The organism is Acidovorax sp. BoFeN1 (assembly GCF_003345135.1).
GTDB lineage: Bacteria > Pseudomonadota > Gammaproteobacteria > Burkholderiales > Burkholderiaceae_C > Acidovorax > Acidovorax defluvii.
Genome location: NZ_QOZT01000041.1, coordinates 1 through 23816, shown reverse-complemented (window position 1 = coordinate 23816; position 23816 = coordinate 1). Strand labels below are relative to the sequence as shown.

The 23816-nt window shown below is 62.5% G+C and carries 16 protein-coding genes; 7 read left to right on the top strand and 9 right to left on the bottom strand.

Going from position 1 to position 23816, the window contains the following annotated elements; genetic code table 11:
• Positions 1 to 73: 73 nt before the first annotated feature.
• Both DTW89_RS10810 and DTW89_RS10805 read left to right on the top strand, forming a co-directional pair.
• A complete protein-coding gene (locus DTW89_RS10810; RefSeq protein WP_236637108.1) occupies positions 74 to 2686 on the top strand; it encodes an HD domain-containing protein in 2613 nt (870 codons plus the stop codon).
• 134 nt (positions 2687 to 2820) lie between these two features.
• Entirely contained in the window at positions 2821 to 3558 is a 738-nt protein-coding gene (locus tag DTW89_RS10805; RefSeq protein WP_114655952.1) for a hypothetical protein, read from the top strand.
• A gap of 60 nt (positions 3559 to 3618) precedes the next feature.
• Here the strand turns inward: DTW89_RS10805 and DTW89_RS10800 are convergent, their stop codons facing one another.
• The 4 genes from DTW89_RS10800 to DTW89_RS10785 all read right to left on the bottom strand — a co-directional run bounded on the left by DTW89_RS10800 (position 3619) and on the right by DTW89_RS10785 (position 7794).
• Positions 3619 to 5364: a hypothetical protein gene (locus DTW89_RS10800; protein ID WP_114655951.1), complete on the bottom strand. Its 1746-nt coding sequence runs from the start codon at positions 5362 to 5364 to the stop codon at positions 3619 to 3621.
• Between the two features lie 64 nt (positions 5365 to 5428).
• Positions 5429 to 6136 (bottom strand): PIN domain-containing protein, encoded by a 708-nt coding sequence (locus tag DTW89_RS10795; protein WP_114655950.1) that lies wholly within the window; start codon positions 6134 to 6136, stop codon positions 5429 to 5431.
• Entirely contained in the window at positions 6136 to 6801 is a 666-nt protein-coding gene (locus tag DTW89_RS10790; protein ID WP_114655949.1) for a hypothetical protein, read from the bottom strand. Before DTW89_RS10790 ends, DTW89_RS10795 begins: the two co-directional genes overlap by 1 nt.
• 81 nt (positions 6802 to 6882) lie before the next feature.
• Entirely contained in the window at positions 6883 to 7794 is a 912-nt protein-coding gene (locus DTW89_RS10785; RefSeq protein WP_114655948.1) for a bacteriophage abortive infection AbiH family protein, read from the bottom strand.
• A 636-nt stretch (positions 7795 to 8430) separates the two neighbouring features.
• Here DTW89_RS10785 and DTW89_RS10780 point away from each other — a divergent pair.
• Genes DTW89_RS10780 through DTW89_RS10770 form a run of 3 tightly spaced genes read left to right on the top strand, consistent with a single transcriptional unit; the run spans position 8431 to position 16923 of the window.
• Positions 8431 to 10872, top strand: a complete 2442-nt coding sequence (locus tag DTW89_RS10780) for a putative bifunctional diguanylate cyclase/phosphodiesterase (protein WP_442858105.1) — start codon at positions 8431 to 8433, stop codon at positions 10870 to 10872.
• 39 nt (positions 10873 to 10911) lie between these two features.
• The gene (locus DTW89_RS10775) at positions 10912 to 15768 is read left to right on the top strand and encodes a PAS domain S-box protein (RefSeq protein WP_114655946.1); all 4857 of its coding nucleotides are present in this window, start codon (positions 10912 to 10914) and stop codon (positions 15766 to 15768) included.
• Between the two features lie 24 nt (positions 15769 to 15792).
• Positions 15793 to 16923, top strand: coding sequence for a response regulator (locus DTW89_RS10770; RefSeq protein ID WP_114655945.1), 1131 nt, complete (start codon positions 15793 to 15795; stop codon positions 16921 to 16923).
• A 200-nt stretch (positions 16924 to 17123) separates the two neighbouring features.
• Here DTW89_RS10770 and DTW89_RS10765 read toward each other — a convergent pair whose 3' ends face one another.
• A complete protein-coding gene (locus tag DTW89_RS10765) occupies positions 17124 to 18053 on the bottom strand; it encodes an inositol monophosphatase family protein (protein WP_024815886.1) in 930 nt (309 codons plus the stop codon).
• Between the two features lie 256 nt (positions 18054 to 18309).
• Complete coding sequence (locus DTW89_RS10760; RefSeq protein ID WP_114655944.1) at positions 18310 to 19278, bottom strand: hypothetical protein; 969 nt, start codon at positions 19276 to 19278, stop codon at positions 18310 to 18312.
• A 269-nt stretch (positions 19279 to 19547) separates the two neighbouring features.
• On the opposite strand from DTW89_RS10760, the gene DTW89_RS10755 reads away from it, so the two are divergent.
• A complete protein-coding gene (locus DTW89_RS10755) occupies positions 19548 to 20339 on the top strand; it encodes an RNA methyltransferase (RefSeq protein WP_114655961.1) in 792 nt (263 codons plus the stop codon).
• Between the two features lie 33 nt (positions 20340 to 20372).
• Positions 20373 to 21152 (top strand): serine O-acetyltransferase, encoded by a 780-nt coding sequence (gene cysE / locus DTW89_RS10750; RefSeq protein WP_114655943.1) that lies wholly within the window; start codon positions 20373 to 20375, stop codon positions 21150 to 21152.
• 121 nt (positions 21153 to 21273) lie between these two features.
• On the opposite strand, the gene DTW89_RS10745 is transcribed toward cysE, so the two are convergent.
• From DTW89_RS10745 to yjgA, 3 genes are all read right to left on the bottom strand, one after another.
• Positions 21274 to 22374 carry an NAD(P)-dependent alcohol dehydrogenase gene (locus DTW89_RS10745; RefSeq protein WP_114655942.1) on the bottom strand — a complete coding sequence of 367 codons (1101 nt, stop codon included), beginning with the start codon at positions 22372 to 22374 and terminating at the stop codon, positions 21274 to 21276.
• Between the two features lie 105 nt (positions 22375 to 22479).
• Complete coding sequence (gene mog / locus DTW89_RS10740; RefSeq protein ID WP_114655941.1) at positions 22480 to 23073, bottom strand: molybdopterin adenylyltransferase; 594 nt, start codon at positions 23071 to 23073, stop codon at positions 22480 to 22482.
• Complete coding sequence (yjgA, locus tag DTW89_RS10735; protein WP_114655940.1) at positions 23066 to 23734, bottom strand: ribosome biogenesis factor YjgA; 669 nt, start codon at positions 23732 to 23734, stop codon at positions 23066 to 23068. Before yjgA ends, mog begins: the two co-directional genes overlap by 8 nt.
• Between the last annotated feature and the right edge of the window lie 82 nt (positions 23735 to 23816).

Sequence of the window (23816 nt, the reverse complement as noted above, 5' to 3'; positions counted from 1 at the left end):
TGAAGGAAGAGGTAGCGCTATGGTGCCCCTTGGTTTCCAGAGCTGACTCGCCATAAGAAAGAAAGGACAAAACGTGTCATCCCCCTCCGACTTCCGCCTTACTTGGCTGTGGCGCCATGCATTCGTCAACCCTTTGCCAGATGTCACTCCTGCAGAGCAGGAGTTTTTTCGTGAGCGGTACTTGGCCATGCGCGAGAAGGCGGCTGTTCTGGTCTCCCAGATCGCGTCCGCGATGCCCGGCCTGACCGTCCATGACTTAACCCATCTGGATGCCTTGTGGGAAACAGCGTCATTGGTGTCCGAGGGGGCCATCACGGTAAGTCCCGCGGAGGCGTTTGTGTTTGGAGCAAGTGTTCTGCTGCACGATTCTGCGATGAGCTTGGCGGCCTACCCGCAGGGCCTTGACCAGTTAAAGCAGACCATCGCGTGGAAAGACACGGTCATGGCGTTGCTCGGAGACTGCGAACATGGCCCAGACGCTGTCAGTGCTCCTCCGCGAGATATCGTGCAGCGTGCGGTGCCAGAAGTTCTTAGGCAGTTGCATGCGCAACAAGCGGGGGCCTTGGCAAAACAGGGCTGGGTGACTGCGAACGGAGACACCGTCTATCTCATCGACGATGCGGAGCTTCGCTTTTTCTACGGTGAAACTATCGGGCAGATCGCCCACAGCCATTGGTGGTCTGTTGCCCATGTCGAGGAGGAACTCTCCGAAGATCTCGGAGCTTTCCCGAGCAAGACTAAGAGTCGGATCGATCGTGTCAAGCTCGCCTGTCTGCTACGGATTGCCGATGCGCTTCATCTTGATCAGCGGAGGGCGCCCAGATTTTTGCGCGCCTTGACCCACCCGCAAGGTGTGTCCGCGTTGCACTGGGCCTTCCAAGAGCGGCTGGCAGTTCCTCACATTGAGCATGAGGCGGTGGTTTTCACCGCAGGCGCTCCCTTCGAGATATCTGATGCGGATGCGTGGTGGCTCGCCTATGACACGATTTCTGCAGTCAATCGAGAACTGCAGGATGTCGATCTGCTGATGCAGAACAGGGCCCAAGGCCTGTTCTTTCGCGCGCGGCGGGTGAAAGGCGCAGGAAGCCCCGAGTCCCTCGCGCGCACGATTCACACGCGGGGCTGGCGCCCGATCGATACGCAATTGCGCGTGTCAGATATTCCAAAGGTAGTTGAAACCTTGGGTGGTGCAAAGTTGTATGGTGACGACCCCACGATCGTCTTGCGCGAGTTGATACAAAACAGTGCTGACGCAGTTCAGGCGCGACGTCGGTATCAGGGGCGGCGCGAGAGTTGGGGAAGCATTGTGGTTTCACTGTCCGAACGATCAGATGGACATTGGCTAACCGTCGAGGACAATGGCATTGGTATGTCGGAGCGCGTTCTGACAGGACCATTGATCGACTTCGGGACATCGTTCTGGCGGTCAACGCTTGCGACCCAAGAATTCCCAGGTTTGATTGCGAAAGGCATGAACGCAATCGGCCGATATGGAATCGGATTCTTTTCGGTATTTATGCTCGGGACTGTCGTTCGCGTTGTCTCACGGCGTTGTGATCAAGGGGAAGAGTGCGCACGGGTACTGGAATTCAGAGACGGGACGGCTTCTCGGCCAATCTTGTCGCCCGCAGAAAAGGGTTGTGCTCCAGTCGATGGGGGAACGCGTGTCGAAGTCCGGTTGAAGGTCGACCCACGTGCAAAAGGTGGGTTGCTACACGTGAACAGATTCGGCGAAACTGTTTTGACGCTCCATCAGTTGGTTGCGTCACTTGCGCCAAGCGTCGCGGTTTCCGTTGAGGTGGAAGAGAATGGGGCATCCGTGCCAGCGATTGGCCCGGGAGACTGGCTCGAACTAGCCGACGATGCGCTGTTGTCACGCCTGGACCCTTTGGCGAAGTCGGATGCTCATGACAGGGAGCGGAAGTCGGGGCACCACGCTGCCATTCGTACAGTCTTCGGTGAAAGCGGGCAGCCTCTAGGTCGTGCGTACATCAAGCCAAGCGAGTATTCCCGAAGCGATCGTGGCTGGATCACCATCGGAGGGCTTCGTGCAGCGCGTCTTGCCAACGTCCAAGGGCTGCTCGTTGGAGAGACAGTCACTGCATCTCGAAATTCAGCGCTTCCGCTTGTTCCTCAGGAACGGCTAGCGGAATGGGCAACCGAACAAGCTCGCATCATCGCAGCTTCTAAAGCAGACGAACTCCTCAAGGCTAAATGCGCGGAAATTGTTCTGGAGTGCTGCGGCAGATTGGAAGGGTTACCCATCGTTTGTTGGGGGCGTGACGAATGGCTCAACGCTGATGAGTTTTGTGAACGACTTGCAAGCTCAACTGAACTCACGGTTTGCTTCGACGGCCACTTCTCCTACGACGAAGATGAGGACGACGTTCATCCGCGTGACTTCAGAAATGAGTTTGAGATTGGTGCGGATATCGTTGTGGTACCCAAGCACGATGGGTCTATCCTGACGGTCGGCAGGCAGGCATGGCCGAGGTCGATCACCGGTCAACCTGCGCGTAGAGATTCGAACCTCGCGGCGGAAGTTCGTCGACTGCTGGCCCAGGTCTGGGGTGATGAAGTCGAAGAAGACTCGGAAAACAGGGAGGTCGGCAAGGTGAGTGGCACGTCGATAACAAGGCATGTGACGATCTACCGTCGCGTTGCAGATTCGGTCGGCGATGAGTGACGAGGACTGGGGCTTGCATTTGCGCTACTGGATGGGTACGACATCCTTATGTGCGTAGATCGTCGAGCCGTGTACTCGCATCAGCAACGAAGGCACTGATCGTGCTTCGTTACAGAGTTGGATTTCAGAAGAACATGCCTCCCACGATTCACATTCCGGGCAAGCCCCGGATCAGCCATCAGCTAAAAAGCGACGATGTCCTGTGGCGGTACGTAGATGCCGCGAAGTTCCTAGACTTCCTGGAGAACGGCACGCTTTTCTTCTGCCGTGCTGACAACTTCAGCGACAAGTTCGAAGGTGCCTTCACGCCGACCTTTCGGAAGGATATCGAGGGCTCCTACCTGGCAAACGGCATCGACTTCACTTACGCGCAGTTTAAGCAGCGGATGCGGCAAACCGTCTTCATCAATTGCTGGCACAAGGACCAGGACGACAGCGCGGCGATGTGGGCGTTGTACGGAAAGTCGGAGTGCTCCGTTGCGTTGACCACCACGGTTGGCCGATTGGCAGAGTGCCTGGCGAAGGCGGAACTTTCTTACGATCTTGCAATCGAGAAGGTCGAGTACATCAAGCACTGGCGCGACCCGAAGATCGACATCACGCCATACGCCCGCGTGTTTGCCTACAAGACAAAGGCCTATCAGCACGAAAAGGAGGTCCGCGTGCTCCTGGACCGCTCGTTAAACGAGTTCGAGGGAGAGATGCCCACGGGCGGCATGCCGATTGAGGTCGATCGCCTTTCGTTGTTGCGTAGCATCGTGATCGCGCCCGAAGCCCCGGCTTGGTTCGATCAATTGGTGCGACAGGCCGCGGCAAGGTACGGCTTGTCAGCGCCGATCCGTCGGTCGAAGCTCGCGGCAGATCCGATTTGACTCCTGGCCGTGGCAAACCTAGCGGACCGTACTGGAGGGGGCACAACCGCTGCTATTGTTTCATGAGGTGTCTCGACGCTCCACGAGCGAGCCGACGATAAGCTCGGCCCATCGCAGGCAGTCGAACACCAGCGACCGCAAGATGGGCTTGGTGCCGTGGACATCGCCCATGTGGGAGCGAAGTGTCTGCATCACATAGGCGCCCTGGTTGAGGGCGCCTTCCAGGTTCTTCTTGAAGGGGGAAACCTCTGCCTGAGACCACCCTAGGGCATCGAGTTGGCGATCAAGCTCAGTCAATACCCCCTTGGCCAATGCAGCACGTTTGCATCGTTCTTGGAAGGAGGCCCTTGTTGGATCTCCAAGGCGTTGCTCTTCGTAGACTTTAGACGTGGCAGTATCCACGGCGCCGCATGCCGCAGAAATGGCGCCGCCCAAGTCGCCGTCGCGCAAGCGTTGCGCCGCCTTCAAAAGGTCCTTGTGGGACTCATCGGGTGTGTCTGCCAGGATGCTGACGTCAAACACCTCCAGCGGCACGAGCGTTTGGCTCACGAATGACCAACCCAGTCGGCTCAAATACTCGGAGAGCTTCTCCTGCATCTCGGAGCGCCGCCGAAGAATTTCTTCTATGAGGATTGTCAGGAAGTGGGATCTGGTGCGTGAGTCCATCCTCCCGACTTGCTCGTCTATCGCCGACATCAACTGACCTTTGGTAGCACCGCCTTGCGACTTCTGCACCAGATGAGCGGCGGCCGTGACATCGAAGCCCGCAAGACCGGCTACCTCCTTGATGTCATAGAAATGAAACTCTTGCAGGCAAGCCCGAACTGCCGGCCATGCTCGAAGCACGTTGTCCATGTGGATGACCTCCTTGGGCTTCGTCGTCGCCTGGACGATGGCGAGTCGACGAACCTCAGGAATGATGAAGCTTTTGACGAGCGCCATCGCTTCGACGGCGTCGCCCCGCAGTGGAGTCAGCTCTTTTAGCCGTCGAGCCAATCCGAGCCAGCCGATGGTTTCGCAGTACACGCGCAGGGTGTTGATCTTCCCTGTGAGGACGTTGTCGATGACGCCTTGGGGTTCAATGTCGTCGTAGTAGTCGTTGAGGCCGAAGTCCATGCCTTCGAGGTCCTCAGCCACAGATAGGACAGCCTCAGCCTGTGCCGGCGGCAGCATGCGCTCCACGTCGCGCTCCGGCTCACGGTGGTCACCAACGTCAATCGAAGAGGTGATGTCAAAACGTGGCAGCAAGGCGCGGGGTGCGCTCCAGCTCCGCACTTCATCAACAAGTTGGGCGTAGGATTCGTGCTTCAAGATACCCTCTCCAGGCGAGACAAAGGCGTCCTCTTTCAGGAGATCGGTCGACCAACCGGCACACCAAACGGAGGTGTCCAGCATCATTTGCAGCGCGGCAATGACATCCGGAACCGAGAGCTGAGCTTGGGCGGTCAACAAAGTAATGGGAACCTGCGCCTGCTGGGTCTGGCGATACTGCGCACGAAGAGCGGCGTACACACGCTCAATGTTCGACAACACGCGCCGTGCGGGTTCCGCGTCCAGGAAGGACAGGGCGGCTGATTGGACAACGTAGGTATCGTTGTCCCGTTTAAGCAAGCCACTCGTTTCCAGTTGATCGAGCGTTGCGACGTCTGAGTAGTTTTCAGCCCTGAACTTGAGCGCGGGCACGCCAACGCCCAGTGACAGCATTTGTTCCAACAGGCGGTTCAACAGTGCTCGCTGCAGCTCGGGCAACTGGCCATCGCTCGCATTGCGCTGCACGGCATTCGTGGAGGACGAGAGTGTGTTCATCAAAGTGCTGGAGTGGGGTTGCCCAGGCTTTGGAAAGCGAATCGATCTGTCCTGAGAGATGCTGTTAGAGCCCGAGCAGCGCCTTGGCCATTCCATGCCCCGAGGCGTAGCGCATCCCGAAGGCAGCGAACTCCGCTGCCAAACTGGGCTGCAGTTGCGATCGCGACGTTGGAGTGCCGTAGTCGTTCGTGTTTGAGGACAAGAAAACCACGGTGGTGGTCAGGCCGTGCTGACGAAGCTCGGCGACCGTTTCCAGGTATGTCTCCAGCACTACACAGTCCTGCAGGGAGTCCTTACCCTTACGGGCCGGGGCCCGGACCTGCATGACTCGGGCATAGGCCCGGTTGGGGATGGCCGTCGATTCGGGCGCGGCAGTGGAGGCGCCGATCCATCTCCGCACCGCGCTCGCGGCATTGGCAACATGCTGGTCCCAATGGGATAGGTTGGTACGCACGGGGGCGCCCAGGGCCGAGACCAAGCCGTCCACCCGCGAGATGTGCGAGCGCAGCTTCTGCAATCCGCGCCGCGCCTCATCTTCGATCTCGGGAAGATGCGTGGCCAGTTCCTGGTGGACCTGATCCGCGAGCAGCCCAACGAGACGATTTCCAGACTCCATCGCCTGCAGCAAATCCATGGCCGCGACGGCGTCGTGCGGTTGTGAGGTCTCCCGGTAAGGATCGCGAACCACGTCGAGAACGCTGCAGGTGTCCAGACACAGCACCGGCGCGTTCGCCTGGACGATACGCGCAAGCTCCGACGCAGGTACCGCCATTACGCGGAGGCCTCGTATCGGGTAAGCAGTGATCGTGAGCGTTCGTACTCGCCCGCCAGATCCCTGGCGCAATCCTCGAGCCAACCCTCGGATTCACTGAGCCAACGAGCGAGTACAGAGGCGTCGAGCTGCGCATTCTCGCGATGGGCCAGGAGGATAAAGTCGAACCAGCGGTCTCTGTCCATGGGGTGAGATGCACCTGTGGACTTGTTGGCCAAGACCGAGAAGCGCCGCAGAGCCTCCGCCACAGCGGGCGGCACCACGTTCTCCAATTGCAGTGTGCTGCTGGACATCACGACGCTGCAGCCCGCATCCATCGCGGCGGGCCGTGCGATTTGGCTGGCGAAGTCCTCCAAGATCGCGTTGTATGCGCGGTGACTTAGTTCGCTGAGTTCCAGTGGGACGATGTTGGCGACTTTCAGACCGTCGCCGTCCGCAATCAGCATAAGCCCGGCCGCCTCGTAGCCAGGCGTCACCGCACGCTCGAAAGCCAGTGCATCGCCTTCCTCGCCCAATTCGCGCAACTGCTCTTCCTTCTCCGTTGCGTATCGCCAAGGCGGGGCGGTGCGATCTTTCAAGGCCTGGTGCAGGGCAGCAACGGCAGACGCCGGACCCCGCAGGTACAAGTCTTGGAAAACGTCCAGAGGTTTGGAGGTGGTCGACATGATGTCATTCTGCCGTACGCGACTACGCTGTCGCGCGACATGCAACTGCTGCGCCTCAGGCGATGGCGATCACCGCATGGTTCACAGTGCGTCCCACAGCATTGGCTGGGCAAGCTGGACCTGCGCAGGGGGCAGCCCCATCTGCGCCAGGCGCTGCCGATACCCGGACCAATCGGCCATGGATCGACAGGCCACGTGCCAATGCGTAGCCGCCAGTGCGGGCTGTTCGAACAGGGCATGGAAATAGGCCGCGTCAACCTCGGACAGCGAATGCCCTAGCACCGTGACCTCCCGCACGTGGTTGAGGCTCTCGAAAAACGAGCGATTTGACTTGATCAGGTGGGCGGACGGCTTGAACGTGGCGGAGAAGTACTCGTCAATGATCTCGTGAGCCTCCATCAGCCGCGTGTCGATTTCCTCGATGCCGGGCCTGTCGTTCAGCGACTTACGGGTGTCGGGGCTCCAGGCATGCCCGAGCACCAGTTCATCATCGGCGAGTTCGGCGCAGCCGTGGATGAATAGCGTGCGTTCCGGTGGTACGCCGTAGACGGTTTGCAGAGTCGAGGTGTAGTTGAATGACAGGAACGCGGCGTTCCGATCCAGAGAGTGCAGACGCCTGGGTGCTGCCGCGGGCGTCGGGATCGACAGTTGCCGAATCCAGGCGCCGAAGCGTTGGCGAAGCCCTACGGAAAGCCGTTGGACCACGTTGTCGACCTCATACTGGAAATCGTGATGGCCTGCGTCGCTCCAGTCCTCAGCGCTGTAGGGCGCCATGAAGTGCCCCAAGTTGTCGACGAGCTCATCCACGTCCAGGCCAGCCAACGCCACTTCCAGATCGCTCCAGTTGTCCTGGGTGGGGAGGTACTCCTCGACCTCCCGGATCAGCGCGAGATCATGCACTCGCACATAGTCCTTGAAATCTGAGAGGCGAGAGGGAATGTCGTGCCAGAGGTCGAAGCCGTTGCCGATCACATAGAGCTGGGTTGCCGGCATGCTGAGAAGTCCGTTCCTCTGTTCTTTCAGGGGGCTACAAATCTGGACTCAAGCACGCGGCAGGGGTACCAGAGCGAAGCGCGGAAGGTTGCGGCAAGTGCCGTCGAAGTACGCCTCCACACGCTGGGCTATGCCCTAGTTTTCGAGCCAATCTTCTGGGGCAAATTTGGGGCAATCTTCTCGCCAAACCATGCCTTTCCAGGCCCAAATCGCACTCTGTAGTAGTTCGGCGTAGATCTTGTAAGCCGTTGAATTTAAAAGAATAACCCGTCAAATCTTCTTGCTGGACCACCACTGTAGCTACACCATGGGCGTGTGGTGCGAGAGCGTGTCAGACATGCGGTGCGGTGTGAATGAGGCGTGCACTGTAGCAGTTCGTTTTGCGGGTTTCCCCTAGCGAATCGGCGCGTAATTGCCTAGGTTGCCGTTACCTTTTGACATACTCTGTGCGGTGAATGGGGGCGGGCTTTGCGTCGCCGCGTCCACGCAAACATCCTTTTTACGAGTGGGTTGTGCTCAAAAGTGATCTCATCCGAATTGCTGACCGATCTTCTGACCCCCGATGGCGAGGGCGTGCTAGCGCCCTCCGCACAGGCGCGTCTGCAGGCTTTTTTTGAGGTGCTGCCCCTCGCGCTGATGGAGTTTCGGCTGGAGGGTGTGCGCCTGGTGCTGGTGGCTGCCAATGCAGCGGCGCGGCGCATGCCTGGGCTGGGCGCGGTGCGTGGCCCCGGCACCGATGCACTGGATGTGTTTGACCTGATGCAGGGCGTGGGCATCGTCGAGCAGTTGTGCGCGGTGGCACGTGCCGGCGTGCCGCTGGAGTGCCGACCTGTCGTTCGTGAGCCGGGTCGGCCGGTGCTGGCGTGGGAGATGTCTGCCCGCAGCGTGGCGAGTGTCGCCAGCAAAAGCATCATGGTGACGGTGCGCGATGTGTCCGAGGCAGAAACCCTGCGGGCCGCACTGGCCGCATCCGAGCGCGCCCTGGAGGAGGCACGCCGCGAACTCGATGAGCAGACCGATGTATTCAACACCATGGAAAGCCTGGCGCGCACCGGCCATTGGCGGCAGATTGAAGACCCGGGTGAAACCGTTCTGTTGTGGTCGCCCGGCCTGTGCGACATCGCGGGGTTTGAGCGGCAGGAGTGGCTGAGCCTGGAGCGGGCGCTCAGCGGCATCGTCCCCGAGGATTTGCAGGTTTTCGAGCGGGCGCGCGAAAGTGGGGAGGATGCCGACATCGAATACCGCTGGCGCCGCCCGGATGGCGAGATCCGCTGGATGCGATCACGCATGCGCCACGGGCGTGCTGGCGACGGCATGCCGGTGGAGATGGGCGTGGTGCAGGATGTGACAGACGAGCGCCGCGCAGCCGAGCAGCTGCGCGAGCAACTGCTGTTTATCCGGCGCATCGCCAGCCGCATTCCGGGGTTCATCTACGAATACCGGCTGCATCCCGATGGCGCCAGCAGCGTGCAATACATCAGTGATGCCGTACGCGAGTTCATGGGGGTCCACCCCGAGGATGTGACCCGTGACTTTCAGGTGCTGATGCGGCGCATCGTGCCCGAAGATGCGGCCCATGTGCGGCACTCCGCGGCGGTCTCGCTGCGTACTCTGGTGCCCTGGCAATGTGAGTACCGGGTTTTCATGCCCGACGGCAGCGTGCGCTGGCACATCACCAATGCGGTGCCCCACCGCGAGGACGATGGCTCGGTGGTGTGCCACGGCTTCACCATGGACATCACCGACCGCAAACGCGCCGAACGAGAGATCGAGCGGCTGGCGTTTTATGACGCGCTCACGGGCCTGCCCAACCGGCGCATGCTGCTCGACCGGCTGCAGCGCGCGGTGGCCGCCAGCGCACGCTCGCTGCAGCTCGGCGCCCTGCTGTTCATCGACCTGGACAACTTCAAGGACCTGAACGACACCCTGGGCCACGACATGGGCGACCATCTTTTGTCCCAGGTGGCCGCCCGGCTGCTCAGTTGCGTGCGCGAAATCGACACCGTGGCCCGTTTTGGTGGTGACGAATTCGTGGTCATGCTCGAAACCCTGCACACCGATTTGCCCGACGCTGCCAGCCAGGCTGAAATCGTTGCCGAAAAACTCCTGGCCAGCCTGAATCTGCCCTTTGACCTGGGGGGGCAGCAACACTACAGCACCCCCAGCATCGGCATCACCCTGTTTGGCGACCAGCGCCTGTCGGTGGACGAGCTGCTCAAACGGGCCGACCTGGCCATGTACCAGGCCAAGGCGGCGGGCCGCAACACCCAGCGCTTCTTCGACCCGGACATGCAGGCCGCCGTCAACGCCCGCTCCAACCTGGAGGCCGACCTGCGCCAGGGGCTGGTGCGTGGCGAGCTGTGCGTGCACTACCAGCCTGTGGTGGACCACCACGCCCGCCTGATCGGTGTGGAGGCGCTGGTGCGCTGGCGTCACCCAGAGCGCGGCATGGTCAGCCCCGGTGACTTCATTCCCCTGGCCGAGCAGACTGGCCTGATTTTGCCGCTGGGCCAATTTGTGCTGCAGACCGCGTGCGAACAGCTGCAGTGCTGGAGCGGGCACGAAGCCACGCGCAACCTTTCGATCGCCGTGAATGTCAGCGCACGCCAGTTTCGCCAGCCGGGCTTTGTTGGCGGCGTGCTGCAAACGCTGGCGAACTGCGGCGCCAACCCCACCAAACTCAAGCTCGAACTCACCGAGAGCCTGTTGCTGGGCGACATCGAAGACACCATTGCACGCATGGGGCAGCTCAAGCGCGAAGGCGTCGGATTTGCGCTGGACGACTTTGGCACCGGCTACTCCAGCCTGAGCTATCTCAAGCGGCTGCCACTCGACCAGGTCAAGATCGACCAGAGCTTCGTGCGCGACGTGCTCACCGATCCCAATGACGCGGCCATTGTGCGCACCATCCTGGCATTGGCCGAGAGCCTTGACCTGCAGGTGGTGGCCGAAGGGGTGGAGACCACGGGGCAACTGGCATTCTTGCGCTTGCATGGCTGCGAGCAGTTCCAGGGGTACCTGTTTGGACGACCGGGGCCCGTGGAGAACATCGATGCGTATTTGCACCCCGGGCACTGAGAGGCCGACACGCACCTGTGCGTTGGCGGGAGACGCCGCATGGTGAGGGGCGGCGACGGCCGGCAGGTTTTCGACTGGGTGCTGGATCGCAATGCACGCCGGGCCAGTGGATTGGTGCTGGTGATGGTGGTGGCGTTGCTGGGCAGCTGGCTCGCGGTGGAGGCGGTGGTGCGCTGGCGCGAGTCCGAGCGCAGCGTGGAGCGCGCGCGGCTGCTGGACCAGACCGCCCAGGCGCTGATGGGGCAGGTGCAGGGCGGCGGATTGCTGGGGGTGGTGTCCCTGCTGGGGCTGAGCGAACCGCTGCTCAAGGACATGGCCCGTGGCACGCTGGCACCAGATGACGGCGCGGCCCTGAATCGGCTGGCGGTGGCGCGCGCCAGGTTCCTGATCAATGGCGTCTATGTGATGTCCAGCGATGGCACCGTGGTGGCCCATGAAACCCAGGGCACCAGGTCCACAGGGATCAACCTGGCTTTTCGCCCCTATTTTCAGCAGGCCCTGCGCGGTGCCACCAGCGTGTATGCCGCCATTGGCAGCAATACCAGGGAGCGCGGCCTGTATTACGCGGCGCCACTCTATGAACGCGACACCCCCAGCAGCGCCATCATTGGCGCGGTGATGATCAAGGTGGGGTTTGCATCTGTGGATGCGCAGCTGGCCAGTGCCGGTCTGCCCATGCTGCTGTTGTCTCCCCAGGGCGTGGCCTTCGCGTCGGCCCGCCCCGAATGGCTGTTTGCCATGGCGCCGCCACTGACGCAGGCGCGCATTGATGCCGTTCGCGCTTCACGGCAGATGGGGCACCATTTTGACAACGGCGTGGCCTCGGCGCTGCCGTTTTCTCCCGATGCGGCCCAGGTGGACATCAATGGCGTGGCCCATGCGGTAGGGCGGCGCGACCTGGACTGGAAAGATCCAGGCGGAAGCTGGCAACTGCTGGCGCTGGACGACGTCAGCGCCTTGACGCCGCTGCCCCTGCGGCTGCAAGTGGGAGGCGCGGCCTTGCTGGCGCTGAGCCTGCTGGGCTTGTTGGTGCGGGACATGCTGGTCAGCCGCAGGCGCGTGGCTGCAGCACGCGAGCGGTTTCATGTGCTGGGCGCCGCGCTGGAGAGCAGCCCCGTGGCCGTGGTGATCACCGATGGCGACGGATTCATCGACTGGGTCAATCCGCAGTATGAGCGCAACACGGGCTATGCCCTGACGGACGTGCGCGGCAAAAAACCGTCCATCGTTGCCAGTGGCCAGACGTCGCCGGGCACTTACCAGCAGATGTGGTCTGCGTTGCTGTCGGGGCAGTCCTGGCAGGGACAGTTTGTCAATCGGCGGCGCGACGGCAGCCTGTACCACGACGAGGTCACGCTGTCCCCCGTGTTTGACAAACTTGGCAAGCGCATTGGCATGGTGGGCCTGCACGAGGATGTCACCGAGCGCATGCAGGCACAAAAGGAGGTGCAGCGCCGCGAGCGTCTGCTCAACGAGTTGCTGGAGCAGCAAACCGCCATTTTCGACAATGCACCACCCATCCTGCTGGTTTGCGATGGGCTGTTCAAACAGTTCAACCCGGCATTTGTAGAGCTGATGCGCGGCACGGTGGCGGGTTTGCTGGGGCAAAGCGTTGCCACATTGTTCGGCGGCTCTGGCAGTTCCGAGCAGTTCATTGCGCGCGTGGTGCCCCGGCTGGTGCAGGGGCAGGCATTGCGGGAAGAAGCGACGCTGTGCCGTCTGGACGGCAGCACCTATGTTGCGCGCCTGTCGGGGCGCGGTTTGCAGCTAGAGGGCTGCCAGTCGGCTTCGATCTGGGTGATTGAAGACATCAGCGAGGCACGGCAGGCCGAGGTGGCTATGCGCGAGGCCGCCGAACGGCTGGAGCTGGCCCAGGAGGCCGGCAAGGTGGGCGTGTACGACATCGACCTGGAGAGCGACAGCATCGTCTGGTCGGACAAGCTGGTGGCCATGATCGGCTTGCCTGCGGGCAGCCAGCCCAGCGGACGGGCCGGCTGGCTGGCCTGCCTGCACCCCGATGACCGTGAGCGCGCCAGTGCCTACTTTGATCAGTGCCTGGCAGGCACCGAAAACTACCTGCGCAATTCCTGGCGCATCGTGCGTCCTGACGGCGAGGTGCGCTGGTTTCTGGAGGCCGCCCGCATCATCCGCAATGCACAGGGAAAGGCAGTGCGGGTGGTGGGAGTCAATGTCGATATCCACGACCAGAAGCAGCTCGAAGCGCAGGTGGCGCAGCAGCTGGGTTTTCAGCAGGCCCTGATCGACGCCATTCCGGTGCCGCTGTTCTACAAGGATGCGCAGGGGCGCTACATCGGGTTCAACGCCGCCTATGAAAAAGCCTTTGGCGTGCGCCGTGAGGAGCTGATTGGCAAGACCGTGCTCGACCTGCCGTTTTTGCCGCAGGCAGAACGGGCCCGGTTCGATCGGGATGCGGAGGCAGCGCTGTGCAGTGCGCAGCCGGTGCACAAGGAGGTGGACCTGCCCTATGCCGATGGCGAAATGCACCACACGCTTTTCTGGTTGCATGGTTTTTCGCAGGCCGATGGCTCGCCGGGTGGCGCCATTGGCACGTTTGTGGATATCACCGACCGCCAGAAGGCCGAGCAGAGCCTGCGTCTGGCCAAGGAACTGGCGGAGGAGGCCACCGCCCTCAAGTCCAGTTTTCTGGCGAACATGAGCCACGAGATCCGCACACCCATGAACGCCATCATCGGCATGTCGCACCTGGCGCTCAAGTCGGGGCTGAACGCCCGGCAGCACGACTACGTGAGCAAGATCCAGCAGGCGGGCCAGCATCTGCTGGGCGTGATCAATGACATTCTCGATTTTTCCAAGATCGAGGCGGGCAGGCTGACGGTGGAAAAGCACCCCTTCGTGCTCGACCGCATGCTGGAAGGCGTGGTGGATGTGGTGGGTTACAAGGCCGGCGCCAAGGGGCTGGAGCTGGTCTGCGACGTGGCCGCCGATGTGCCGCCCAACCTGGTGGGCGACGCCTTGCGGCTGGGACAGATCCTCATCAATTTTTCCAACAACGCCATCAAGTTCACCGATCACGGCGAAATCAGCATTGCCGTGCGGGTGCAAGAGCAGGATGCCCGGCGCGTACTGCTGCGCTTTGAAGTGCGGGACACGGGCATCGGCCTCACGGCCGAGCAGATGGACCGGCTCTTTCAGAGTTTTCAGCAGGCCGATACATCCACCACGCGCCGCTACGGCGGCACCGGGCTGGGCCTGGCGATATGCAAGAGTCTGGCCGAGCTGATGGGCGGCGAGGTGGGCGTGCACAGCGAGTTTGGCAAAGGCTCCACCTTCTGGGTGACGCTGCCGCTGGAGCGTGGCGCGCCTGCACGCCGGTTTGAGCCGCCTCCCAGCCTGCGCGGGCGCCGCGTGCTGGTGGTGGACGACAACCACACGGCGGCCACCGTGCTGTCGGACATGTTGTTGTCCATGGGCTTTGTGGTGCAACAGGCGCATTCTGGAGCCGAGGCCCTGGATGTTCTGCGCACCGCCGTGCAACAGCAAACACCCTTTGGCCTGCTGCTGCTGGACTGGCACATGCCCGGCATGGACGGCATTGAGCTGGCGGCGCGCATTCGCAAAATGGGGCTGACCGAAACCCCGCAGATGCTGATGGTCACGGCCTATGGGCGTGAGGAGGTGATGCGCGCTGCCCGCACGCAGGGCATAGAGTCGGTGCTGATCAAGCCCGTGAATGCATCGGTTCTTTTTGACACCCTGATGCAGCCTGCGGAAAACACGGCAATGGGTGAGCGCCCAGAGCCCCATCCAGCACCCGGCAACGATGTGCTGCCCGAGGCCATCCGGGGCGCGCAGGTGTTGCTGGTCGAAGACAACGAGCTCAACCAGCTGGTGGCGGCCGAGTTGCTGCGTGATGCCGGTTTTGTGGTGGATGTTGCCGGCAATGGGCAGATGGCACTGGAGATGCTGGAGGCAACCCGCTACGACGTGGTGCTGATGGACATGCAAATGCCCGTGATGGACGGCGAGACGGCCACGCGGCGGCTGCGCGCCGATGCGCGCTACGCCGACCTGCCCGTCGTTGCCATGACCGCCAACGCCCTGGAGACCGACCGCCAGCGGTGTTTTGCCGCCGGAATGAACGACCATGTGGCCAAGCCCATTGAACCAGCCGTGCTGTGGGCGGCGCTGGCACGATGGATTCGCCCGCGGCCAGGGCTGGGGCAGGCGCCCGGCACCGAACCGGACGCGAACGGTACACCGGCACCGGTGCCGGCGTCCGCTTCTGGTTCCGCGCCGATTGCGTCACTGTCAGTGCCGGGGCTTGATGCGGCGCTGGGCCTGCAGCGCGCGCTGGGCAAGCCGGCGCTCTATGCCGATCTTCTGCGCAGGTTCTGCGATGGGCAGGGCCAGGTGGTGCATACCGTGCGGGAGGCGCTGGCTGTGGGCAATATGTCGCTGGCCGAGCGCGTGGCCCACACCTTGCGATCGGTCGCCGCCAACATCGGCGCAATGGGTGTTTCCGATGCGGCGCAAGCGCTTGAACTGGGGGTGCGGCAGTCTGATCCCGTGCCTGCGCTGCAAGAGCGAGTCGACGCGCTGGCCCTGCGTCTTCAGCCCTTGCTGGCAGGCCTGCAGGCGTGGGTGCAAAGCGCGCCCGTGCCATTGCCGAACGCCGCGCAGGGCGGGCCGAGCGAGGCATCTGGAGTGCTGGCGCAATTGCGCAGCCTGCTGGCGCAGGACGATTCAGCAGCGGTGGAGTATTTGCAACACAATGTGAGGGTGTTGGAGCTGGTACTTGGCAGTGCTCTGCGGGCCATCGAAGAACACACCAGCAACTACGATTTTGAGAAGGCGCTGGCAGTGCTGGATGCCGCCGGCACCCAACCCGCGCCGCACACGGTTCCCCCGCATTGAACGGCCCTATCTGCAGGAAAAATCATGGACAACGCGCCTTTTTCTTCCAGCCCTCCAGAGCATGCGCAAAAGCCCATTGCCACGGTGCTGGTGGTGGACGACACGCCCGACAACCTCACCTTGATGGGCAGCTTGCTGCGCGAGCATTTTCAGGTCAAGGTGGCCAACCACGGGGAGAAGGCGCTCAAAATTGCACTCTCCGACACCCCCCCAGATCTGATCCTGCTCGACATCACCATGCCGCAGATGGACGGCTATGAAGTGTGTCGGCGCCTGAAGGCAGAGCCTGCCACCCGGGATATTCCGGTGATCTTTCTGACCGCGCGCTCCGAGCCCGACGACGAGCGGGCCGGCCTGGCGCTGGGGGCGGTGGACTACATCACCAAGCCCATCAGCCCGCCCATTTTGCTGGCGCGGGTCAACACGCATCTGGCGCTCAAGGCCACGTCAGATTTTCTGCGCGACAAGAGCGTCTACCTGGAGCGCGAGGTGGCCATGCGCACGCTGGAGGTGCAGGCCATCCAGGACGTGACCATCATGGCCATGACTTCGCTGGCTGAAACGCGCGACAACGAGACCGGCAACCACATCCGGCGCACGCAGCTCTATGTCAAGACCCTGGCGGAGCGGCTGCGGCACCACCCGCGCTTTGAGCACCTGCTGAACGACCGCATGATCGAGCTGCTTTACAAGTCGGCGCCGCTGCACGACATCGGCAAGATCGGCATTCCGGACAGCATCCTGCTGAAACCCGGCAAGCTCACGGTGGAAGAGTTTGAAATCATGAAAACGCACACCACGCTGGGCCGCAATGCCATTGAGGATGCAGAGCGCCGCTTGGGCATGCGCGTGGCGTTTTTGAGTGTGTCCAAGGAAATCGCCTACAGCCACCAGGAAAAATGGGACGGCTCGGGCTACCCCGAAGGATTGGCGGGGGACGCCATTCCCGTTTCTGCCCGTCTCATGGCCGTGGCCGATGTGTACGACGCGCTGATCAGCAAGCGTGTTTACAAGCCTGCCTTCTCGCATGATCAGGCCTGCGGCACCATTGTCCGGGGCAAGGGCACGCATTTCGACCCCGACATGGTGGACGCCTTCGTGGACATTGCCGAAGACTTTCGCTGCATTGCGCAAAAGTATCCGGACCCTGCATAAGGTACAACCCCCTTAGTCGCTTCGCGCCTTTCCCCTTCTCTCGAATTGCTGCGCAATTCGGGAAGGGGACGCAGCCAGTGCGGCGGGGCGGCCCTTGCACGGCTGCTCTGGTGTACGTCCCGCCCGCGGCATAGTCCAGCGACAAGACCTCACCGGTGGTCATCGTGTGCTGGCTTAGCGGCTGTGCGCAGTGGATGGATTCAGAAAGGAGCGTCTTCGCCGGCAGCGGCGGGGCTGTCGGGGTGTTCGCTGGCTGCGGGGGCTGCTGGTTCCGCGGCATCTTCACCGGCAGCCTGGCGCACAGCTGCCTTGTCGCCCGCACCCGCGAACTTGCTGTACTTGCCCAGAAGAGGCACCAGCTGACCATAAATGCGCGGGTTGCCCGCCATGCATTCGCGCTGCTCCAGGAAGTCGGCCTCACCCGTGAAATTGCCCACCAGGCCACCGGCCTCGGTGATCAGCAGCGAACCCGCCGCCACGTCCCAGATCGACAGGCCGGTTTCAAAAAAACCGTCGGTAAAACCTGCGGCCACGTAGGCCAGGTCGAGCGCGGCAGCGCCGGGGCGGCGCAGGCCGGCCGTGCGCTGCATCACGTCGCTCATCATGTTGAGATAGCTCTTGAAGTTGTCGCCCGGACGGAAGGGGAAGCCGGTGGAAATCAGGCAGTCCTTGAGCTGGGTGCGCTTGCTCACGCGGATGCGGCGCTCGTTCAGGTAGGCGCCACGGCCCTTGGTGGCGGTGAACAGGTCATTGCGCGAAGGGTCGTAGATGACCGCCTGCTCGACCTTGCCCTTGACGGCCAGCGCAATGCTGACGCAATAGACAGGAAAGCCGTGGATGAAGTTGGTGGTGCCGTCCAGTGGGTCGATGATCCAGACGAATTCTGAATCCTTGGCACCATATTCGGTGCCCGATTCTTCGGCCAGGATGCCATGGCCGGGGTAGGCCGTGAGCAGCGTCTCGATGATGATCTTTTCGGACGCGTGGTCCACTTCGGTCACGAAGTCGTTGATCTGCTTTTGCGAGATCCGCACCGATTCCACATCAAGGGCCGCGCGGTTGATGATGGCGCCGGCGGCGCGTGCGGCCTTGATGGCCACGTTGAGCATGGGGTGCAGATTGGACGACATAAATTGTGAGAGAAGGACAGGGGCCTGAACGCCAGGCCTGAACCGACGATGCGGCGACAAGGGAGGTGATTCTACCCGCTGCGCCCAAGACTGGCCTGGGCGGGTGCTCGATGGAGCCGTGGGCAAGATGCCTTGTGCGGCAGCGTCATTTGCCCTGAGCTGTCGTCAGCCGTCCCCAGCCGCCTTCAGCCGCATGTTGCCTTTGATACCGTGCAGCAGCGACCGTTGGCGACCTCGCGCGGCTTTCATGCAGCAGTCAGGGCAGCCGCAGCCACTGGCCTTCTTGTGCCGTGGTTTGCTGCAATGGCCCGTTGCCGAGGGTGAATTCGACCGTCAGGCTCTTGCGTGCGCCGGGGGCAGGGTCGGTGCCGGCGAGGTTGTTGTCCACCGACACTTGCAGCCGACCGTCGCGCACCTGGCTGCGCAGGCGTGCGGTGACGTCCACCTGGCGGTAGCCGTCACCATAGAGCGCGCGCTGGACCGTAACCCGCCCATTGCCTGCATCGTTGCCATAGCCCGCATCGTTGCGCCTGCCACCCTGGTTCCACTGACCAGCACGGGTGCCCGTGAGGCGCGCAGCGTCGATCCAGCTGCCCTCAGCAAACTCGAGGATGTGGGGCTGATCGCCGTAGCCACGCGTTTGGATTTGCAGGGTTTTTCTTTGGCCGGGGGCCGGGTCGGTATTGAAAAGCTCATTGGTCAGCTGGAAGCGCTTGTTGCGTCGCACCAGCTGGCGGATCGTTTGGGTCACATCCACGCGCGATGTGTGGGCGCCATAGGTGGCTTGCAGAATTTCTTGATTGCCACGGTTCGCGTTGACGGGTTCGACCGCCTGCCTGCCCATGTTGTCGCCACGCTGACCCCAGCGGCCAGTGCTCCAGCCCAAGAACTGGGCGCCATCTACCCAGCTGTACTCGATGTAATCGAAGGTGCGTGGCTGACCGTCAGGTCCGCGGGCATGGATGCGCAGCATCTTGCGCTGGCCGGGGGCCGGGTCGACATTGTTGAACAGGTCGTTGGTGAGCTTGAAGCGCTGGTCGCGCGCGGCCAGTTGCTTGAGCCGGTCCGTCACATCAATGACGCTCTGATCGGTGCCATAGACGGCCTGCAGGATCTGGTATTGACCGTCGTCGCGCTGGGCCCACGCGGTGGACGACATGACAAGCGCGAACATGAGCAGCAGCCAGCTGCCCAGGGTTTTTGCGAGAGGGTTGGGAGCGTGCATGCAGACCTTCTTGTGGGTTGGGGGAGAAAAAGTGAACGCCATGGTTTACCCAATAAAAGACGCCACTGCCACCTTAACGCCTGGAGAGGGCGGTCAGTGCACACCTTGCCAGCAGTTGTAACAGCGCTTTACGCGATCACTCCGAACCGGGAGCGCAGGGAGCGACCTGCGGTTCGGGACAAACGCTCGCCCGTTCGGGGCACACACGCATGGCCAGCGGCGACAATGGCGCATGCCCCGGTGGCCCGCCGTTTCTCTTTGATTTCACCATGCGTACCCGTTTCATACTGATCCAGACCAGCCATGCCGGCAATGTGGGTGCAGCCGCACGTGCCATGAAAACCATGGGTTTTGACGACCTGGTGCTGGTGGCGCCGCGCTGGCCCAACGTGTTGCGGCGCGAAGAAACCATCCAGCGCGCCAGCGGTGCCCTTGATGTGCTGGAAAACGCCCGCATCGTCGCCACCCTCGACGAAGCCCTGGATGGCATGAGCCACCTGTGCGCCACCGCGATGACGCCGCGCGACTTCGGCCCGCCCGCCGCCAGCCCCCGGGCGCATTTCGAGATGCTATTGAAAAGAGAGCTGCTAGCGCTTGATGGGAAAGCGCCAGAGGTCGAAAATGTTCCAGAACCGGCCGCTGCGGCAGCGGAATCGGGCGTGGCCTTTCTGTTTGGTTCCGAGCGCTTTGGCATGGCCAACGAGGATGTGTACCGTTGCCATGTGGCGCTTTCCATTCCCACCAACCCGGGGTTTGGGTCGCTCAACCTGGGCGCCGCCATCCAGGTGATCGCCTACGAATGGCGCCAGGCGCTGGGCGGGTTTGCGGTGCAGGATGCCACCCCCACCCGTGCGCAGGCCGATGCCGCCCAGGTGGCTGGCATGCTCGCCCACTGGGAGCAGGCGCTTGCCGGCATTGGCTTTCTCGACCCGGCAGCGCCCAAGAAGCTCATGCCGCGCCTGAACCAGCTTTTCAACCGCGCGCAACTGAGCCCGGAGGAAATCCACATCCTGCGTGGTGTCGCCAAAGCCATGCTCGAGACGGCACAGGCAAAGCGCTAGACTGCATTTACATATTCCAAAAACAACGAAACCATGTTTGCCCGCCTGCGTTCCGACATCCAGTGCATCCTTGATCGCGACCCCGCTGCCCGCAGCACCTGGGAGGTGATCACCTGCTACCCCGGCTTGCACGCGGTGTGGCTGCACCGGCCTGCGCACTGGTGCTGGGGCCATGGTTTCAAGTGGCTGGGTCGCTTTATCTCGCACTTGGCGCGCTGGTTCACGGGCATCGAGATCCACCCCGGTGCCAAGGTGGGCGAGCGCGTGTTCTTTGACCACGCCATGGGCGTGGTGGTGGGCGAGACGGCCGAAATTGGCGACGGCTGCACCATCTACCAGGGCGTCACGCTGGGCGGCACCTCGCTCTACAAGGGCGCCAAACGCCACCCCACGCTGGGCCGCGATGTGGTGGTGAGCGCCGGCGCCAAAGTGCTGGGCGGCTTCGCGGTGGGTGATGGCGCAAAAATCGGCAGCAACGCCGTGGTCATCAAGCCCGTGCCTGCGGGCGCCACGGCCGTGGGCATCCCGGCGCGCATCATCCCCTCCAAAGAGGGCCAGAGCGCCGACGTGACCGAGCCGCAGCAGGCGCGCAAGTTCACGGCCTATGGCATCACGCAAGAGGACGACCCGCTGTCGCAGGCCATGCGCGGCCTGATCGACAACGCCTCTTCGCAGGAGCACCAGATCGCACTGCTGTGGCAGGCCATCGAGAAGCTCTCCAACTGTGTCAAGACGGGCGACTGCGTGCCCGACGACGCCGCGCTCAAGGAACAGTTCGAGGCAGGCAAGTTCAACGATCTGGTGGGCAAGTAGGCGGCAGCCAGTCGCCCAAAAAAGAAGCACTCCAAGGGAGTGCTTCTTTTTTTATAGCTGCTTGCGCTTAATGCATAAGCGCTAGCGGCCAGTTTGGCTAAAAGTTCAGGGTGCAGGCCGTTCAGAACGGCTTGATCGCCACCTTCAGCACACCGTCGCGCTGGTGGGCGAACAGGTCGTAGGCGGCCACGATGTCGTCGAGCTTGTAGTGGTGCGTGACCAGCACGCCCAGGTCCAGGCGGCCCGACGCCACCACGTTCATCAGGCGGCGCATGCGCTCCTTGCCGCCGGGGCACAGCGCGGTGCGGATGGTGTGGTCGCCCAGGCCCGCCGCAAACTGCGCCAGCGGGATGGTGAGGTCTTCGGAATACACGCCCAGGCTCGACAGCGTGCCACCGGGCCGCAGCACCTTCATGGCTTGCGCAAACGTGGCCTGCGTGCCCAGCGCCTCGATGGAGCTGTCCGCGCCCTTGCCACCGGTGAGTTTCATCACCTCGTCAACCACGTCCACGTTGCGGAAGTTCAGCGTCACGTCGGCGCCCATCTTCTTGGCAATGCCCAAACGGTGGTCGTTGCCGTCCACGGCGATGATGGTCGTGGCGCCCAGCAGGCGTGCACCTGCGGTGGCGCACAGGCCGATGGGCCCCTGCGCAAACACCACCACCGTGTCGCCAATGCGGATGTTGGCGTTTTCGGCGCCCTTGAAGCCGGTGGACATGATGTCGGGGCACATCAGCACCTGCTCGTCGGTCAGGCCATCGGGGATAGGGGCCAGATTCGCCTGTGCATCGGGCACCAGCACATATTCGGCCTGGGTGCCGTCGATCAGGTTGCCAAAGCGCCAGCCGGCGGTGGCCTTGTAGCCATGGCAGCCGCACAGGCCTTGCGCAATCAGGTAGCTGCCGTCTTGTGAAGGTGCGCCATCTTGCGCGGCATACGAGTTGAAGTTGGGGCAGATGGCTCCCGCAATCACGCGTTGGCCCTCGGTGTAGCCCTGCACGGCACTGCCCAGTTTTTCGATCACGCCCACGGGCTCATGCCCCACCGTCAGGCCCTTGGCCACGGGGTATTCGCCCTTGAGAATGTGCACGTCCGTGCCGCAGATAGTGGTGGTGGTGATGCGCACCAGCGCATCGTTGGGGCCCACATCGGGGATGGGCTTGTCGGCCAGCTCGATGCGGCCTTTGTCGACAAAAACGGCGGCTTTCATCATGGCGGTCATGGTGGTGCTCCTTGGGTGTGAAAGCACCACCTTACGCCGAATGCGTGTCCGTAGCGTGCCGACGCTGGAGTGGACTGCTCGGGTATGAAAAAAGCGCCGGCTGTCTTATCGGGCGCGCACTGCCGACTTGGGCCGGAAGGCCTTGCACACCTCGTCGCGTGTTTCGAGATAAGGCCCGCCAATGAGGTCGATGCAATACGGCACGGCGGCAAAGATGCCCGGCACCAGTTGCGCACCGGTCGCATCCTTGAGGCCTTCCAGCGTTTCGGCAATCGCCTTGGGCTGGCCGGGCAGGTTGATGATGAGGCTCTGTTCGCGCACCACAGCCACCTGGCGCGAAAGAATGGCCGTGGGCACAAACCGCAGGCTGATCTGGCGCATTTGCTCGCCAAACCCCGGCATCTCCTTGTGCGCCACGGCCAGCGTGGCCTCGGGCGTCACGTCGCGCAGGGCTGGGCCGGTGCCGCCGGTGGTCAGCACCAGGCTGCAGCCCTCGTTGACCAGCGCGATCAGCGTGGCGCTGATGGTGTCCTGTTCGTCGGGGATCAGGCGGGGCTCGAAAGTAATGGGGTTGAGCAGGGCGCGGGTGAGCCAGTCCTGCAGGGCGGGCAGGCCCTTGTCTTCATACACACCGGTGCTGGCGCGATCACTGATCGAGACGATGCCGATCTTGACCGGGTCGTGGAGCGCTTCACTCATCGTGGTCCTCGTCTTCGGGGGTGTTGTCTTCACCGGCCGCGCCGCCCAGATGCTCACGCACCAGCTGGAACAGCTCGCGGTAGGCGCGGCCCTTGCGCGGGGCCAGGCCCTCGGAGACCTGAACGTTGGCGGTCTTGCCGGCCGGGGTTGCATCCTTGCGTGCCTGGCGGATCAGCGCGCGCAGTTGCTGGGTATCGGTGTCGGGGTGCTCGGCCATCCAGGGGGCCAGGGCAGCGTCGTCGGCAATCAGCCGGTCACGCCAGTGCTCGGCCAGGTGCAGCGAGAGTTTTTCGCTGGCCGATCCCTTGTGCTGCTCCTCCAGTGCCTGCCGTGCGGCCTGCACCAGCTCGGGTTCAAGCTTGCGCATGAGCTTGCCCACATACTGCATCTGGCGGCGCTTGCCTTCAAAGTTGGTGATGCGCTTGGCTTCGGCCAGGGCGTCCACCAGCTTGTCGGGCAGGCCCACGGCTTCGAACAGGTCGGTGCGAAGCGTTAGCAGCTCTTTGCCCAGGTCTTGCAGTTCATCGCTTTCGCGTTTGAGATCGGTACGGCTGGCATCGGGCGTGCCTTTGAGTTCGGCCTTGAGCTGAATGTCCAGTTCGCTGCCTTCGGCAACGAACTGGCCTCGCACAAAGTAGCCTTTTTTGGGTTTGCGTGACATGGGTGGGGGCAAAGAGAGAGGTGGCGCAGCGCGCACCACAGCGGCAAGTATCATAGCCGCCGCTATGAATAAACCCACCAAA

What these genes read in the sequence shown, in the direction of transcription:
- yjgA (WP_114655940.1), bottom strand. Translation starts at nt 23,734, where the DNA reads ATGTCACGCAAACCCAAAAAAGGCTACTTTGTGCGAGGCCAGTTCGTT.
- DTW89_RS10780 (WP_442858105.1), top strand. Translation starts at nt 8,431, where the DNA reads ATGGAGTTTCGGCTGGAGGGTGTGCGCCTGGTGCTGGTGGCTGCCAAT.
- DTW89_RS10770 (WP_114655945.1), top strand. Translation starts at nt 15,793, where the DNA reads ATGGACAACGCGCCTTTTTCTTCCAGCCCTCCAGAGCATGCGCAAAAG.
- DTW89_RS10785 (WP_114655948.1), bottom strand. Translation starts at nt 7,794, where the DNA reads ATGCCGGCAACCCAGCTCTATGTGATCGGCAACGGCTTCGACCTCTGG.
- DTW89_RS10800 (WP_114655951.1), bottom strand. Translation starts at nt 5,364, where the DNA reads ATGAACACACTCTCGTCCTCCACGAATGCCGTGCAGCGCAATGCGAGC.
- DTW89_RS10745 (WP_114655942.1), bottom strand. Translation starts at nt 22,374, where the DNA reads ATGACCGCCATGATGAAAGCCGCCGTTTTTGTCGACAAAGGCCGCATC.
- DTW89_RS10760 (WP_114655944.1), bottom strand. Translation starts at nt 19,278, where the DNA reads ATGCACGCTCCCAACCCTCTCGCAAAAACCCTGGGCAGCTGGCTGCTG.
- DTW89_RS10805 (WP_114655952.1), top strand. Translation starts at nt 2,821, where the DNA reads ATGCCTCCCACGATTCACATTCCGGGCAAGCCCCGGATCAGCCATCAG.
- DTW89_RS10795 (WP_114655950.1), bottom strand. Translation starts at nt 6,136, where the DNA reads ATGGCGGTACCTGCGTCGGAGCTTGCGCGTATCGTCCAGGCGAACGCG.
- DTW89_RS10775 (WP_114655946.1), top strand. Translation starts at nt 10,912, where the DNA reads ATGGTGAGGGGCGGCGACGGCCGGCAGGTTTTCGACTGGGTGCTGGAT.
- DTW89_RS10765 (WP_024815886.1), bottom strand. Translation starts at nt 18,053, where the DNA reads ATGTCGTCCAATCTGCACCCCATGCTCAACGTGGCCATCAAGGCCGCA.
- cysE (WP_114655943.1), top strand. Translation starts at nt 20,373, where the DNA reads ATGTTTGCCCGCCTGCGTTCCGACATCCAGTGCATCCTTGATCGCGAC.
- DTW89_RS10755 (WP_114655961.1), top strand. Translation starts at nt 19,548, where the DNA reads ATGCGTACCCGTTTCATACTGATCCAGACCAGCCATGCCGGCAATGTG.
- mog (WP_114655941.1), bottom strand. Translation starts at nt 23,073, where the DNA reads ATGAGTGAAGCGCTCCACGACCCGGTCAAGATCGGCATCGTCTCGATC.
- DTW89_RS10790 (WP_114655949.1), bottom strand. Translation starts at nt 6,801, where the DNA reads ATGTCGACCACCTCCAAACCTCTGGACGTTTTCCAAGACTTGTACCTG.